Origin of the sequence: Roseibium album (assembly GCF_965233825.1) — a bacterium.
Classification (GTDB): domain Bacteria; phylum Pseudomonadota; class Alphaproteobacteria; order Rhizobiales; family Stappiaceae; genus Roseibium; species Roseibium album.
The window spans coordinates 4,704,710-4,719,907 of sequence record NZ_OZ247583.1 but is presented as its reverse complement, the minus strand read 5'-3'; the positions used below and the strand labels follow the sequence as shown (position 1 = coordinate 4,719,907).

Sequence of the window (15,198 nt, the reverse complement as noted above, 5' to 3'; positions counted from 1 at the left end):
GACAATATGCCGATTGATATTTTGATGCCGGCGCTCTCGCCGACAATGGAAGAGGGCAAGCTTGCCAAATGGCTCAAGGCCGAGGGCGATGCTGTTACTGCTGGCGATGTGATTGCCGAAATCGAAACCGACAAGGCGACGATGGAAGTCGAAGCGGTTGACGAGGGAACTCTTGGAAAGATCCTGGTTCCGGAAGGAACGGACAACGTCAAGGTAAATGAGAAGATTGCCGTTCTCATCGATGAAGACGAAGACGCGAGCGCAATCGATGCGTCAGCCTCTGCACCGGTCGCGGCTCCAGCCCCGGCGGCAGAGCCGAGTGCGCCGGCGGCGTCTGCTGTTCCAGCCGCGCCTGTCGTCTCCGAACCTGCGGAAGATCCGGAAATCCCGGCCGGAACACAGATGAAAAGCTCTACCGTGCGTGAAGCATTGCGTGATGCGATGGCTGAAGAAATGCGCCGCGATCCGGACGTTTTCGTCATGGGTGAGGAAGTCGCCGAATACCAGGGTGCCTACAAGATCACCCAGGGCCTGCTCGACGAGTTCAGCGCCAAGCGAGTGATTGACACGCCCATCACCGAGCATGGATTTACCGGCCTCGGTGTCGGGGCCGCTATGGCGGGACTGAAACCGATCGTCGAGTTCATGACGTTCAACTTCGCCATGCAGGCAATCGACCAGATCATCAATTCGGCCGCCAAGACGCTTTACATGTCCGGTGGCCAGATGGGTGCTCCGATCGTCTTCCGGGGAGCCAATGGCGCGGCCGCCCGCGTGGGTGCGCAGCATTCGCAGGACTATGCGTCCTGGTATGCAAACGTGCCCGGACTGAAGGTGATACAGCCCTATTCCGCAGCCGACGCCAAGGGTTTGCTCAAGGCAGCCATCCGTGACCCGAACCCGGTCATCTTCCTGGAAAACGAGATTCTTTACGGACACTCGTTCGAAATTCCGGATGTGGACGACTTCGTCCTGCCGATCGGCAAGGCGAAGATCGAGCGCGGTGGCACCGATGTCACGCTGGTGTCCTGGGGTATCGGCATGACCTACACGTTGCAGGCCGCGGACGAACTGGCCGGCATGGGGATCTCTGCCGAGGTCATCAACCTGCGCACTATTCGTCCGCTCGACATCGAAACGGTTCTCGCCTCTGTTCGCAAGACGGGCCGGGTCGTGACGATCGAGGAAGCCTTCCCGATGTGCTCTGTTTCTTCGGAAATCGCCTATCAGGTCCAGGAACAGGCATTCGACTATCTCGATGCGCCCATCATGCGCGTCACAGGCAAGGACGTTCCGATGCCCTATGCGGCCAATCTCGAGAAGCTCGCGTTGCCGAGCGTTTCGCAAGTCATCGAAACGGTCAAGGCCGTGACCTACACAGCCTGAGGCGAGGGAGACGGATATGCCAATTAATATCACCATGCCGGCCCTTTCTCCGACCATGGAAGAGGGCAACCTGGCCAAATGGCTGGTCAAGGAAGGCGATCAGGTTTCGTCCGGCGATGTCATCGCCGAAATCGAAACCGACAAGGCAACGATGGAAGTCGAAGCGGTTGACGAAGGCACGGTCGGAAAGATCGTCGTGCCGGAGGGCACCGAAGGCGTCAAGGTCAATGAGCTGATTGCCGTGCTTCTTGAAGACGGCGAGGATGCCGGTTCCATTGATACATCCGCTGGTAGTGCGGCTCCAGCACCAGCGGCCGCCGAGGTGCCGGCAGCAGCGGCATCTACTGCTGCTCCGGCAACACCGGCGCCGGCAGGCCCAGCGCCCGTCGCCGCCGATGGTGCCCGTATCTTTGCATCGCCCCTTGCACGGCGTCTGGCGAAGTTGAACAGTCTTGATCTCAAGGCATTGTCAGGCACCGGTCCACATGGCCGGATCGTCAAACGGGACATTGAAACCGCCATTGCCGCAGGCACCGGGAAAGCTGCCCCTGCAGCCGAAGCTCCAAAGGCTGCCGCTGCGCCTGCACCGGCAACCGGGCCGTCCGCAGATCAGGTTCTCAAGCTCTTCGACGAGGATTCCTACGAGCTCGTGCCGCATGACGGTATGCGCAAGACGATCGCCAAACGCCTGACGGAGTCCAAGCAGACAATTCCGCATTTCTATGTTTCCGTGGATGTGGAACTGGATGCGCTCCTGTCATTGCGCGCTCAGCTCAATGGTGCCGCGGCAACGGACAAGGAAGGCAAGCCCGCCTACAAGCTTTCGGTCAACGACATGACCATCAAGGCCCTTGCCCTGGCGTTGCGTGATGTTCCCAATGCGAATGTCTCCTGGACCGACGAAAACATGGTCATGCACAAGCATGCCGATGTCGGTGTCGCAGTCTCGATCCCGGGCGGCTTGATCACTCCGATCATTCGCGCGGCGGAAGAAAAACCTTTGTCCGTCATTTCCAACCAGATGAAAGATCTCGGCAAACGGGCAAAGGAACGCAAGCTGAAGCCGGAAGAGTACCAGGGCGGTACGACTGCGGTTTCAAACATGGGCATGATGGGCGTGAAAGACTTCTCGGCCGTCGTCAACCCGCCGCATGCGACGATCCTGGCGGTCGGCGCGGGTGAGAAACGACCCGTTGTCAAGAACGACGCCCTGGCGGTTGCGACCGTCATGACGGTGACGCTGTCAACCGATCATCGCTGTGTTGACGGTGCCCTGGGGGCGGAATTGCTCGCAGCGTTCAAGGGCTACATTGAAAACCCGATGAGCATGCTGGTTTGATCCATGCTCTCCGGCGCGGCGGCAACGCCGCGCCGTTTTTGAGTGATGACTTCTTCTTTCGCCGGGGAAAACACCATGGCTGATACAAACTACGATGTGATCATCATCGGCTCCGGGCCGGGTGGTTACGTGACTGCAATCCGTGCCGCACAACTCGGTCTCAAGACAGCGATCGTCGAGCGCGAGCATATGGGGGGCATCTGCCTCAACTGGGGCTGTATTCCAACCAAGGCGCTGCTGCGGTCCGCTGAAATCTACCACTACATGCAGCACGCCAAGGACTACGGCCTGTCTGCCGAAAAGATCTCCTTTGATCCCGCCGCAGTCGTCAAGCGCTCACGCGGCGTCTCCGGCCAGCTGAATGCCGGTATCGGCTTCCTGATGAAGAAGAACAAGGTCGACGTCATCTGGGGCGAAGGCAAGGTGTCGAAAGCCGGTGAGGTCACCGTTTCCAAAACGTCCAAGAAGGCAATGGAACCTCAACATCCTGTGCCGAAAGGAACGAAGGGTGAGGGCGTTTACAAAGCGAAGCACATCATTGTGGCGACCGGCGCCCGCCCGAGGGTCATTCCGGGGATCGAACCCGATGGCAAGGACATCTGGACGTATTTTGAGGCAATGGTGCCACCAGCAATGCCTAAGTCCCTGATTGTCATGGGGTCGGGTGCCATCGGTATCGAATTTGCGTCTTTCTACAAGACCATGGGCGCCGATGTGACGGTCATCGAGATGATGCCGACGATCATGCCGGTTGAAGACCCGGAAATCTCTGCTCTTGCCAAGAAGCAGATGGAAAAACAGGGCCTCAAGTTCCTGCTCGAGGCCAAGGTGTCTCAAGTCAGGAAGGTCGCGAATGGCGTAACTGCGACCGTGGAGACCAAGGACGGCAAGAAACAGGACCTGACGGCTGACAAACTGATTTCAGCTGTCGGTGTGGTCGGCAATATCGAAAACCTCGGGCTCGAGGAACTCGGCGTGAAAACCGACCGGGGCTGCGTTGTGATCGATGGATATGGACGCACCAGCGTTCCAGGAATTTACGCCATAGGTGATGTCGCCGGACCGCCGATGCTTGCGCACAAGGCTGAGCACGAAGGTGTCATCTGCGTCGAAAAGATCGCCGGCAAGGACGTTCATGCCATGGACAAGTCCATGATCCCGGGATGCACCTACTGCCATCCGCAGGTGGCTTCTGTCGGTTTGACGGAGCCAAAGGCGAAAGAAGCCGGATACGACATCAAGGTGGGCCGTTTCCCGTTCATCGGCAATGGCAAGGCGATTGCGCTTGGTGAACCGGAAGGGCTCGTGAAAACGATTTTTGACGCCAAGACAGGACAACTGCTTGGCGCACACATGGTCGGCACCGAAGTCACCGAACTCATCCAGGGTTATGTCGTTGCAATGAACCTTGAAACAACGGAAGAAGACCTGATGCACACGGTCTTCCCGCATCCGACACTGTCGGAGATGATGAAGGAGTCCGTGCTGGACGCCTATGGCCGTGCACTGAACATGTGACAAGGATGTGCGGGTTGTCCCGACTTGGCAAGTCGGGGCAACCTTGCTCCCTCACGGAGGCGTTCACGTGTTTACCTATCTCCTCGATGGACTCAAGTTCGTAACTTTTGAGGGGAGCTGGTCGCTCAAACCGCACGAAGCGATGACGCTTGAGGCGGCATTGAACTGGATGCCGGCCGATATGGCTGATCTCGCACGCAAACAACTTTCCCAACGCTTTTTCGTCGAACGTCAATCGCATGGCCGCATACCTTGCTTTCGATATTATCGGATGGAACCCGACCTGCGGTTCAACGGGCGCTTAGGGGATGGTGACCACTTCATCGATGTGAAGCTGAGGACAGGCAAACGCAAGGTGAGGGCCAAATGCGTCTTGCATGAAGGCACCGTTTTTGGGCTTGAATTTCCAAAGCCGAGCAGTTTTTTCAAGAATATGACGGTCGAAGTAGCCTCCGTGAGTTGTGAAGAGTCTTCCTTTAGCTACACTGATGTTCTCAATAGGGCCGAGCACGGTCCTGATTAGGAAGACGGAACGAGAGGGGGAAATGTCATGGACGCAAAGGCAATTCTGATCTGGGTCGCTATCGGAATAATCGCCGGGTGGCTGGCGAGTTTCCTCGTTGGCGGTGGTGGCATTATTCGCTACCTGCTCACAGGCGTTATCGGTGCGTTTGTTGGCGGGTTCATTTTCAAGTTCGCCGGCATCAACATCAACCTCGGCAATGCCTATGTGAATGAAATCGTGGTTGCCGCGATCGGAGCGGTTGTCGTTGTACTGATCGCCAGGTTTCTGGGTTAAGTTCCGCACTTGCGCTTCTTTCCCGCTTGAACCAAAATTTTGGCAACGCGTTCGCGCAAAACGCGGAACGCCTTGCCGAATTGATTGCGGATAAACCTGCCTTCATCGAGGAGACTTTGATTTGGCAGTCTTTGTTGTTGGGTCAAACAGGGCCGGGCGGCACGGAAAGGGCGCTGCGCTCTACGCAAAAAAACACTTTGGTGCGCAACAAGGAGTTGGCGAGGGGCGTACGGGAGACGCATACGCGATCCCGACGAAGGGGGAACGCCTTGAACTTCTGGAATGGCATCAGATAGAGCCCTCAATCGAGCGCTTCGTTGAATATGCGCGCACGCATCCCCATGTCACGTTTCACCTGACGCCAGTCGGGACGGGATTGGCAGGGCACTCGACCGAAAAATTCCGGGTGACGTTGAAACGCCTGGGGATACCGAACAACATTCTTCTGACTGCGTCCTGGGTCAATGATTCCTGAGAGGAAATAGGTATGGGGCTGATAATTTCAGCAATAAGCGGACGGGAGACGCATACGCGATCCCGACGAAGGGGGAACGCCTTGAACTTCTGGAATGGCATCAGATAGAGCCCTCAATCGAGCGCTTCGTTGAATATGCGCGCACGCATCCCCATGTCACGTTTCACCTGACGCCAGTCGGGACGGGATTGGCAGGGCACTCGACCGAAAAATTCCGGGTGACGTTGAAACGCCTGGGGATACCGAACAACATTCTTCTGACTGCGTCCTGGGTCAATGATTCCTGAGAGGAAATAGGTATGGGGCTGATAATTTCAGCAATAATAGGCCTGATCGCCGGAGCGGTTGCGCATCGTGTCCTGAACAGCCGCGGCGGTTTTCTGGGGAGCCTCGTGGTCGGATTGATCGGCGCCCTCATTGGTGGTGAGCTGGCTTCAATCCTCAACCTCAATCTGGCCGGAGGCATGATTGACAGGTTGATCGTCGCTATCGTCGGTTCAGTCTTGTTTCTGTTTGTCTGGAAAAAGGTATTCAAGTGACAATATCGACGAAACAAACAAACAGGTATCGGGGGCAAGACGATTGAGTTGTCCCCCTATTGTCGGAAACTGCCCGTCGACTGTTGGCGGACCTCCTCAGACCTTCGCAGATCTGCACTCAGCACATAGCAGTCTCAACGCCTTTATGGCTTGACCTTTCAACGGAATAACGACACTTAAGGCGCATGGTTACGATCGTCGACACGCTCAATCGCCCGCAGCAGGAAACGGCTGCCCGTCCGCGCCATCCGGAAAAGGCTCATCGGCCTGACAATCCAATCCAGCGCAAGCCAAAATGGATCCGCGTCAAGGCGCCGACGTCACAGGTTTATCGCGAAACGAAAGACGTTGTGCGCGACAACAACCTCGTGACTGTTTGTGAAGAAGCCGGTTGCCCCAATATCGGCGAGTGCTGGTCAAAGAAGCATGCGAGCTTCATGATCCTTGGGGATACCTGCACGCGGGCCTGCGCCTTCTGCAATGTTAAGACAGGGATGCCCGGACCGGTTGATCACAACGAGGCGCAAGGTGTTGCTGATGCCGTGGCGACCATGGGTCTGGAACATGTCGTTATCACCTCCGTCGATCGTGACGATCTGGAAGACGGCGGCGCCCGACACTTCGCCAATGTGATCGCCGCGATCCGTAAAACCGCGCCGCGGACGACAGTCGAAGTTCTGACACCGGATTTCCTGCGCAAGGATGGTGCCCTGGAAATTGTGGCGGCCGCGAAACCGGATGTCTTCAACCACAATCTCGAGACAGTCCCTTCGAAATATCTGACCGTCCGGCCAGGTGCACGGTATTTTCACTCCATTCGTCTTCTCCAGAAGGTGAAGGAGCTTGATCCGGAGATGTTTACAAAGTCCGGTATCATGGTCGGGCTTGGCGAGGTTCGAAACGAGGTTCTGCAATTGATGGATGACTTGCGTGCTGCAGACGTGGACTTCCTTACAATTGGTCAATACCTGCAACCTTCAAGGAAACATCATCCGGTCTTGTCGTTCGTAACGCCGGACGAGTTCAAGGCTTATGAGCGGATTGCGTACGCAAAGGGTTTTCTGAAAGTGTCGGCCAGCCCGTTGACGCGGTCCTCACATCATGCGGGTGAGGATTTTGCGGACCTGCGGGCTGCCCGGAAAGCCAAACTCGGTCATTGAAGACACTTACTGAACGGAACCGGTTAAAACTGCATGCCGAGTTTTTCTTCCACTCACAGGGTCAATCACAACGCCGAGGACATGTTCCGTCTTGTCGCGGATGTCGAGCAATACCCCCAGTTCGTGCCGCTCTGCCAGGGGCTGCATGTGCGGGGCCGTAAAGAGATGGAAGATGGCCGTACGGTGCTTGTCGCCGACATGACGGTTGCTTACAAGCTGTTCAAGGAAACCTTCACGAGCCGCGTAGAATTGCGTCCCGAGGACCGTTCGATTCTCGTTGAGTACCTGGATGGCCCCTTCAAGCACCTGGAAAACAAATGGACTTTTGAAGACAAGGGTGAAGGGAGCTGCGATGTCGGCTTTTTCATTACCTACGAATTCAAAAGCAGAACACTCGGATCCCTGATGGGCGTCATGTTCGACAAGGCGTTCCGGAAATTTTCCAGTGCCTTCGAGGCGCGTGCCGACGATGTTTATGGCACCTGACGCGAACTCCTGAAAGTGCTTACTTGAACTGCTTGAATGCGTCGCGGATTGTACGCAGCCGACTGGATTTCATATCGAGCGGCTCATTTGCACGCCGAATTTTCGCGACTTCTCGCCTGGAAAGGCCTAGGTCGTCAAGCGTCGCAAAGGCTGCGTTGTCCGAGCAGACGATGGTTCTGCTGGAGCCGTCGTTTTCTTCCAGAACGAGGGTTTGGCCCGCAGCGTTTTGCTCTTCGGTCCAGATCACCGTGGTGGAGGATACCCAGAAAACCCGGTCGCAGTAGCTTACCTGGTGGTAACCGGGTTCCGGCTCGGTCAGAATTTCATGAAACCCGGTGAATTTCCCATTGGAAAACTGGGAACGGATGTAAAAATCACTTTGACCGAATGCAGTGCTCGTAAAAGCGGAGCCGGTTACCAACGCAACTATCAGACATGCCACAGAGTGTTTCATGCTCGAATTCCCTCTACGAGCCCGGTTTCACCCCCAACAAGCTTGATTATGCATTTATTAACTTACTCGATCGTTACCGACTCATCGACAATTCGATTTACTCGTCATGGAACGACTGTGCAGCGTTTTCCGTTCCCTTCGGGTTGAATGCCTTTCGGATCGCCGCAAAACGCTTGACCTTGTCGACGGTCGGCCCGTCGTTCTGGATAACGACCCTCGGATCTTCAGTAATGCCAAGATCTCTCAGCGTGACCTGTTCTTCCGGATGGCTGCAAATGGGACGCCAGCCTTTGCCCCGGTTAAACTCCACGCGCACAACAAAACTTTGCTCTACTTCCAGCTGTGTCCACGCGACAGTCGCGGCACGCACCCAATAGGATCGGTTGCAATATTCGACTTCAACCAATCCGTCGGCTTGCCTTGTGTAAATCCTGTGTGACCCTCGAAAAATCCGGTTGTCGTCCCGCGAGATAATATAGATATCGCCAATTTTCGGGATTGCGCTCTGTGCGATGGCACCGGAGGCAGAAGCAACGAGAATTGCTGTCGTGAACAATAGTTTTTGAAACCACATGATTAGCTATCCCTATCGCGAAATCCGTTCGCGTCATTGCTTTGTCCAACGAGAATTTTTTTCTTGTTTGCTTGAAAATAAAATGGGTTCTTGTAGATCAGATTGAGAGTGGACAGGGCGTTTTATTAAAAGTTTAAAATACCAGGAGTTACGTCTTCCCAGGTTCGGATCTGGCATCGACCAGACTCAGTGGCTGTGGAAGCTTCCGTCAGATTTATCTGTGGTTTCTGCGCGAAAAATTGCGCCGATTGCTGCAAGGCGGTTGATCGGTGGTTCGCCTTCTTCAAGGCTCGCAAGATATTCGCGGGCGCTCAGTTTAACTCCGATGTCAGTGAGTGTGACCTGGCGCTCGGGGTTTGCGCAGATAGGACGCCAACCGCGACCGAAATTGAACTCGACGTGAACCGTATTGCCGCGTTCGACCTCGATCTGTGTCCAGGCAATCGAATTGCCGCGCACGAAGTATCGACGGGAACAGTAAGCCAAGAGATGGGTCTCGGCGGCGCGTTCCTTGAACAGTTTGTGGCTGCCGAGAAACTTGCCATCCGGATCTCTGGAGATCAGGTAATAGTCGCCCGGTTGCGGTATCGTCTCGGCAAGTGCCGATGTGGCCAGGCTCAAGACGGCAAAAAGGATCGCTATACGGGTTTTCATTTGCAGGATCTGTCCGGGAAAAGTTGTCGCCCAATCTTCGTGGACTATACTCTGTCACAGGATCAGAACCCAGCAAGAATGCGAGGGAGCGTTAATAAGTGCTTTCAGAATCAAGCGAATTTAGAACTGACGTAAGTGCAGTCTTCACTGTCTCAAGACGAATTGCCTGTCGACCGCGATCTGCAAACCAACAGTGAAGGTGCCGGGTGGACCCATCACGTGTTGCGATTGCAATGTGAACCGTACCGACCGGCTTTTCGTGTGAACCGCCTCCTGGACCCGCAATGCCCGTGACTGAAACAGCAATGTCCGCACGGGAGCGGGACAGCGCTCCTTCTGCCATTGCAACGGCAACTTCCTTGCTGACGGCACCCATGGTTGATATGAGATTTGCCGGGATGCCCAAAAGTTCCGTTTTTGCTTCGTTTGAATAGGTGACAAAGCCCCTGTCGACCACAGCCGATGACCCGGCTATTTCGGTCAGGGTCCCGGAAATAAGGCCTCCCGTGCATGATTCTGCTGTTGCAATCATTTTGTCCCTGGACTTCAGCTCGTCCAGAACCCTGACAGCAAGAGGTGCAAGGTCATCCAATCCAGTCAGTATTTTTTCAGTCATCTTGGGGTTGCTCGTTTTCGTCGAAAGGCAGACGCACCGTAACACTTGCAAGAGCGGCAATCCCCTCTCTGCGGCCCGTGAACCCCAGTTTTTCAGAGGTCGTGGCCTTTACTGAAACGCGGGACACGGGAATGTCGCAGATCCGGGCCAACGATTCACGGATCTCGCTTCTATATGGTCCAATCTTCGGTTCCTCGCAGACGATTGTCACATCCACATGCGCAAGTCTTCCGCCGAGCTTGTTCACTCTGCATAGCGCATCGCGTTGAAAAATGTCTGACGAGGCGCCTTTCCATTGCGGATCACTTGGAGGAAAGTGGCTGCCGATGTCGCCCTCACCAATGGCGCCAAGTGTTGCATCTGTTACCGCGTGCAGCACAACGTCGGCGTCGGAATGCCCCTTCAGTTTCCGTGTGTGAGGAATGCTCGTGCCAGCGAGTATGACTGCATCCCCTTTGTCGAATGCATGCACGTCATAGCCGATGCCTGTGCGTACATCCTGGAGTTCAGACAGTGGCCTGATTGAACTGGTCCTGATTGCCATTGAATATTGTCTTGCCTGCTGTTCTGCGCGTTTGAGATCACGTGCTGTTGTAATCTTGAAGTTTTGCGGGTCGCCCTCGCTGAGTAGTACGGTTTCCCCGGCCCATTCCGCGAGACTGGTATCGTCCGTGAACTCCGTCTTTTCTTCCTCGGCGGCTTTCAGGTGCGCAGTCAGAATTTTCTCCAGCGGAAAGGCCTGAGGTGTCTGGGCCGCCCATAAGCCGTTTCTGTCAATTGTTTCAAGCGGAGTGTCGGGTGCAACTGTCTTTTTGAGAGTATCGGCAATCGGTACAGCGGCAAGCACCCCGTCTGCACCGTCATCAAGCGATGACAGGATCGCGTCGACAACAACAGGTGAAACAAACGGGCGTGCGGCATCATGAATGAGAACGAAATCGCATCCGGTCTCGCCAAGGGTCTTCAGGCCTTCCAATACAGATTGCTGGCGGGTCTTCCCACCATAGGCAAAGGGCCGCAGCTTTGCGGACGTTTCAGGCGCCGACACTTCGACAGCCGCTTCATAGAGCGCTACGTCGTCCGGATGAATGACGGTCAGGACAACGGAAATTCGGGGATGACGTGCCAGGGCGTCCAATGTATGTGACAGGACCGGCCTACCGGCAATATGCCGGTATTGTTTCGGCTGGGTGTTTTCAGGATCTGCCAGGCGTGCGCCACGCCCTGCCGCAACGACAAGAGCAGCAGCTGTTTTTTCCATATGCGATCTCCTTGAACCCGGTCCGGATAAAATCACTGACCGTCTTTAACGACGAACGTTGTCAATTCGCAAATTTTGACTTGTTGCGCTGCAGAAAATGTCTACTATATAGGCATATTAAAATTTGCACAGGTAATAAGCAGATATGAGAGCCTTGTGCCGGAACCAATGAAAACTCTTACGATCGGTCAACACGTTTTGCCGAACCGTGCGGTTCTTGCGCCAATGTCGGGCGTGACGGATCTGCCATTTCGCAAGCTTGCCGCGCGGTTTGGCGCCGGCATGGTCGTCAGTGAAATGGTGGCCAGCGAATCCTTTGTGAAGGGGGATGCCGAAACCCAGATGCGCGCCGAAGCCCAGAATGGCGGACTGCACGTTGTTCAGCTCGCCGGCCGGGAAGCCCGCTGGATGGGTGAGGCAGCCAAGGTCATCGCGGACATGGGTGCCGATGTGATCGACATCAATATGGGATGCCCCGCCAAAAAGGTGACCTCCGGTTATTCCGGGTCGGCGTTGATGCGAAACCTGGATCATGCGCTGACGCTCATTGAAGCGACAGTTGAAGCTGTCGATGTTCCGGTGACCGTAAAGATGCGGCTGGGTTGGGACGACAGGTCTCTCAACGCAGCTGAGCTGGCGCGACGCGCAGAGAGCGCAGGTGTTCAGTTGATTACCGTCCACGGCCGGACACGTTGCCAATTCTACAAGGGGACGGCGGACTGGTGCGCAATCGGGGACGTTAAAAGGGCGATTTCGCTGCCATTGATTGCCAACGGCGACTGCAAGAGCATCGAGGACGCGGAAGCCATGCTCGAAGCCTCCAGCGCTGATGGTGTGATGATCGGACGGGGCGCTTATGGCCGTCCTTGGCTTCCGGGGCATGTCGGGCATTATCTCGCGACAGGAGAAAAGCTTTCTCCGCCTTCGGGGCACGAGCTCGCGGATCTCGTCTCGGAACACTACGAGTCAATTCTTGGTCACTACGGACAGTTCGCAGGTGTGCGCATCGCCCGCAAACACCTGGGCTGGTATCTCGACGAGGCGTGTTTGCTTGGAGGAGATCAGATGCCTGGAGCGGAACGGAAGGCTCTCATGACCTCGAACCAGCCATCAGAAATTTTGCGCCTTGCATCAGATTGGTTCTCTGCTTCAAAAGATCGGGTAGCTGCGTGAGTGAAATGACATCCGAGAGCGCCAGAGCGGCCTTGCTCGCAAGTGACGGACCTACCATTTTGGATGCGCTGCCGCACCCGGTCCTGCTTGTCGCCCCTGACGGTGTGATCGAATCCGCCAATATGGCAGCCGAGATATTCATGCGGTCGAGCGCGTCCTTTCTCCGGCGCCATCCCATCAGTGAATTTGTCCCCTTCGGCAGTCCCTTGCTGACGTTGATCGATCAGGTTCGTGAAAGGGCTGCTCCGGTCAACGAGTACAAGGTGGATATCGGTTCGCCTCGCATCGGCGCACCCAAGATTGTCGACATCAACGCCGCCCCGGTCGCCGATCGTCCCGGCGCGGTCGTGTTGATGTTTCAAGAACGCACAATGGCTGAAAAAATCGATCGGCAACTGACTTCGAGAGGCGCAGCGAGAACCGTAACGAGCCTTGCCGCGATGCTGGCGCACGAGATCAAGAATCCCTTGTCGGGAATAAGAGGTGCGGCCCAATTGCTCGAGCAATCTGTTGTAGATGACGACAGATCCCTGACACGGCTCATCATGGACGAAACAGACCGTATCGTAAGACTGGTCGACCGCATGGAGGTCTTTTCCGATGAGCGGCCTATCGAACGGGACCCGGTCAACATTCATGTAGTCCTGGATCGCGTAAAAAGCCTGTCCGACAAAGGGTTTGCACGCAACAAGCGAATTGTTGAAATCTATGACCCGTCTCTGCCGCCGGTCTATGCGAACAAGGACCAGCTCATCCAGGTTTTTCTGAATCTGGTCAAGAATGCCAGTGAGGCAATCGGCGATGACCCGGATGGAGAAATCCGGATTTCAACGGCCTTTCGTCCAGGCGTCAGGCTGTCTGTGCCCGGCACCGAGGCCCGCGTGAGCCTGCCGCTGGAGTTTTGCGTGCAGGACAATGGTCCCGGCGTACCGGACGATCTACTGCCGCACCTTTTCGAACCCTTCATCACGACCAAGACAAACGGCTCCGGGCTGGGCCTTGCACTGGTTGCCAAGATCATTGGGGATCACGGCGGCGTCATCGAGTGCGACAGCCAGCGCGAAAGAACCGTTTTCCGCATCCTGATGCCGGCTTTCACCGAAGGTGGAAATCCGGTTTCCGATCTGAATAGCCGAGGAATTGAATGACAATGCCGACGGGTACAATCCTTGTTGCAGATGACGACGCTGCCATTCGCACCGTTCTCAATCAAGCGCTGTCCAGGGCGGGATATACGGTTCGCCTGACCTCGAACGCCTCGACGCTCTGGCGTTGGATCTCGTCCGGTGACGGGGATCTGGTGATTACCGACGTCGTGATGCCGGATGAAAACATCTTTGATGTCCTGCCACGCATGAAAAAAATGCGGCCCGAGTTGCCTGTGCTGGTGATGAGTGCCCAGAACACCTTCATGACGGCAATCAAGGCGTCCGAAAAAGGTGCTTATGAGTATCTGCCAAAGCCCTTTGATCTGAAAGAGCTCACGAACATCGTCCAGAGGGCCATGGAGGAGCCGAAGAAACGGCCGGCGCTTGACATGGACGATGCAGGCGAGGGCATGCCGCTCGTGGGCAGATCGCCAGCGATGCAGGAGATCTATCGCGTCCTGGCGCGCCTTATGCAAACCGACCTGACAGTGATGATCAATGGGGAGTCTGGAACCGGCAAGGAACTCGTGGCACGCGCGCTCCATGACTATGGCAAGCGGCGAAACGGTCCGTTCGTGGCAATCAACATGGCCGCAATACCTCGTGACCTGATCGAGGCTGAATTGTTCGGGCACGAGAAGGGAGCGTTTACCGGCGCTCAGAACCGCAGTTCGGGCCGCTTTGAGCAGGCAGACGGTGGTACTTTGTTCCTCGATGAAATCGGCGACATGCCGATGGAGGCACAGACTAGGCTTCTGCGCGTCTTGCAACAGGGCGAGTACACGACCGTTGGCGGGCGTACACCGATCAAAACCGATGTTCGCATTGTTGCGGCGACGAACAAGGACCTCAGGCACCTGATCAATCAGGGCCTGTTTCGGGAAGACCTATATTTCAGGTTGAATGTGGTTCCAATCCGACTGCCTCCGCTGCGCGAACGGGTTGAGGACATCCCGGATCTGGCGCGCCATTTTTTCTCCCTCGTGGAAAAGGAAGGCCTGCAGGCCAAACAGATAGATCAGGGCGCGCTGAACATGCTTCGGCGCTACCGTTGGCCGGGAAACGTGCGAGAACTGGAAAACCTCGTCCGCCGTCTCGCAGCGCTCTACCCGCAGGATGTTATCAGTGAAAGCCTTCTGGAGCAGGAACTCAGCCAGCAGGAAACTGCGACGGCAACAGAGGAAGTCACCGAGACAATCAATTTGGGAGGAGCCGTCGAGAGATATCTTTCCGGATACTTTGATACCTTTGGGGAGGCACTTCCACCTCCGGGGCTTTACCACCGCATTTTACGGGAAGTCGAATATCCATTGATCAGTGCAGCACTGGCCGCAACCCGGGGTAATCAGATCAAGGCGGCAGAGCTCCTGGGTGTCAATCGAAATACCTTGCGGAAAAAGATCAGGGATCTGGACATTCAGGTTCTGCGTTCGGCTCGATAAGCGGGACTATCCACCAGGTTTCATGCACGCGGCTCTATTCCGTCTTCAGCTCGTGGGAGCGGCGGGGAGGGGTGTTCCATATCGAATCCCGAGGCAATCTCACGACATGTTGTAGTCGCACAAGGCAAATTCGGTTACGAAAGAAAGCTGAATCTGTCCGATTTTTCAGGCGTT

17 protein-coding genes are annotated in these 15,198 nt (G+C 55.8%); 12 read left to right on the top strand and 5 right to left on the bottom strand.

Features of this window, described 5'->3' with window-relative positions:
- The first annotated feature begins 6 nt into the window (after positions 1-6).
- The 9 genes from ACO6TI_RS21565 to ACO6TI_RS21525 all read left to right on the top strand — a co-directional run bounded on the left by ACO6TI_RS21565 (position 7) and on the right by ACO6TI_RS21525 (position 7,702).
- Positions 7-1,386: a pyruvate dehydrogenase complex E1 component subunit beta gene (locus tag ACO6TI_RS21565; RefSeq protein WP_422383348.1), complete on the top strand. Its 1,380-nt coding sequence runs from the start codon at positions 7-9 to the stop codon at positions 1,384-1,386.
- A gap of 16 nt (positions 1,387-1,402) precedes the next feature.
- Positions 1,403-2,725, top strand: coding sequence for a pyruvate dehydrogenase complex dihydrolipoamide acetyltransferase (locus ACO6TI_RS21560; RefSeq protein WP_196917389.1), 1,323 nt, complete (start codon positions 1,403-1,405; stop codon positions 2,723-2,725).
- A 75-nt stretch (positions 2,726-2,800) separates the two neighbouring features.
- Positions 2,801-4,243, top strand: a complete 1,443-nt coding sequence (gene lpdA / locus ACO6TI_RS21555; protein WP_196892209.1) for a dihydrolipoyl dehydrogenase — start codon at positions 2,801-2,803, stop codon at positions 4,241-4,243.
- Between the two features lie 67 nt (positions 4,244-4,310).
- Complete coding sequence (locus tag ACO6TI_RS21550; RefSeq protein WP_422383347.1) at positions 4,311-4,766, top strand: hypothetical protein; 456 nt, start codon at positions 4,311-4,313, stop codon at positions 4,764-4,766.
- A 27-nt stretch (positions 4,767-4,793) separates the two neighbouring features.
- Entirely contained in the window at positions 4,794-5,042 is a 249-nt protein-coding gene (locus ACO6TI_RS21545) for a GlsB/YeaQ/YmgE family stress response membrane protein (protein ID WP_104701758.1), read from the top strand.
- A gap of 121 nt (positions 5,043-5,163) precedes the next feature.
- Positions 5,164-5,517 carry a hypothetical protein gene (locus ACO6TI_RS21540; protein ID WP_422383346.1) on the top strand — a complete coding sequence of 118 codons (354 nt, stop codon included), beginning with the start codon at positions 5,164-5,166 and terminating at the stop codon, positions 5,515-5,517.
- Positions 5,518-5,816: 299 nt separating this feature from the next.
- Complete coding sequence (locus ACO6TI_RS21535; protein ID WP_082442916.1) at positions 5,817-6,056, top strand: GlsB/YeaQ/YmgE family stress response membrane protein; 240 nt, start codon at positions 5,817-5,819, stop codon at positions 6,054-6,056.
- 185 nt (positions 6,057-6,241) lie between these two features.
- Positions 6,242-7,216 carry a lipoyl synthase gene (lipA, locus tag ACO6TI_RS21530; RefSeq protein WP_196879141.1) on the top strand — a complete coding sequence of 325 codons (975 nt, stop codon included), beginning with the start codon at positions 6,242-6,244 and terminating at the stop codon, positions 7,214-7,216.
- Between the two features lie 33 nt (positions 7,217-7,249).
- Positions 7,250-7,702 carry an SRPBCC family protein gene (locus ACO6TI_RS21525; RefSeq protein WP_104701755.1) on the top strand — a complete coding sequence of 151 codons (453 nt, stop codon included), beginning with the start codon at positions 7,250-7,252 and terminating at the stop codon, positions 7,700-7,702.
- A gap of 19 nt (positions 7,703-7,721) precedes the next feature.
- On the opposite strand, the gene ACO6TI_RS21520 is transcribed toward ACO6TI_RS21525, so the two are convergent.
- The 5 genes from ACO6TI_RS21520 to ACO6TI_RS21500 all read right to left on the bottom strand — a co-directional run bounded on the left by ACO6TI_RS21520 (position 7,722) and on the right by ACO6TI_RS21500 (position 11,261).
- Positions 7,722-8,156, bottom strand: coding sequence for a hypothetical protein (locus tag ACO6TI_RS21520; RefSeq protein ID WP_055120546.1), 435 nt, complete (start codon positions 8,154-8,156; stop codon positions 7,722-7,724).
- Between the two features lie 97 nt (positions 8,157-8,253).
- Positions 8,254-8,730: a hypothetical protein gene (locus ACO6TI_RS21515; RefSeq protein WP_055120548.1), complete on the bottom strand. Its 477-nt coding sequence runs from the start codon at positions 8,728-8,730 to the stop codon at positions 8,254-8,256.
- A gap of 186 nt (positions 8,731-8,916) precedes the next feature.
- On the bottom strand, positions 8,917-9,384 hold the full coding sequence (locus ACO6TI_RS21510) for a hypothetical protein (RefSeq protein WP_104701754.1): 468 nt from the start codon (positions 9,382-9,384) through the stop codon (positions 8,917-8,919).
- A 91-nt stretch (positions 9,385-9,475) separates the two neighbouring features.
- Positions 9,476-10,000, bottom strand: a complete 525-nt coding sequence (locus ACO6TI_RS21505; protein WP_422383345.1) for a CinA family protein — start codon at positions 9,998-10,000, stop codon at positions 9,476-9,478.
- The gene (locus ACO6TI_RS21500) at positions 9,993-11,261 is read right to left on the bottom strand and encodes a bifunctional 2-C-methyl-D-erythritol 4-phosphate cytidylyltransferase/2-C-methyl-D-erythritol 2,4-cyclodiphosphate synthase (RefSeq protein ID WP_422383344.1); all 1,269 of its coding nucleotides are present in this window, start codon (positions 11,259-11,261) and stop codon (positions 9,993-9,995) included. The genes ACO6TI_RS21505 and ACO6TI_RS21500 overlap by 8 nt, the downstream gene beginning before the upstream one ends.
- A 168-nt stretch (positions 11,262-11,429) precedes the next feature.
- On the opposite strand from ACO6TI_RS21500, the gene dusB reads away from it, so the two are divergent.
- The 3 genes from dusB to ntrC are packed head-to-tail and all read left to right on the top strand — an operon-like array spanning position 11,430 to position 15,024.
- Positions 11,430-12,434: a tRNA dihydrouridine synthase DusB gene (gene dusB / locus ACO6TI_RS21495; RefSeq protein ID WP_281930712.1), complete on the top strand. Its 1,005-nt coding sequence runs from the start codon at positions 11,430-11,432 to the stop codon at positions 12,432-12,434.
- A 5-nt stretch (positions 12,435-12,439) separates the two neighbouring features.
- Complete coding sequence (locus ACO6TI_RS21490) at positions 12,440-13,582, top strand: two-component system sensor histidine kinase NtrB (RefSeq protein WP_104701903.1); 1,143 nt, start codon at positions 12,440-12,442, stop codon at positions 13,580-13,582.
- Between the two features lie 2 nt (positions 13,583-13,584).
- Entirely contained in the window at positions 13,585-15,024 is a 1,440-nt protein-coding gene (gene ntrC / locus ACO6TI_RS21485) for a nitrogen regulation protein NR(I) (RefSeq protein WP_055120807.1), read from the top strand.
- The last annotated feature ends 174 nt before the right edge of the window (positions 15,025-15,198 follow it).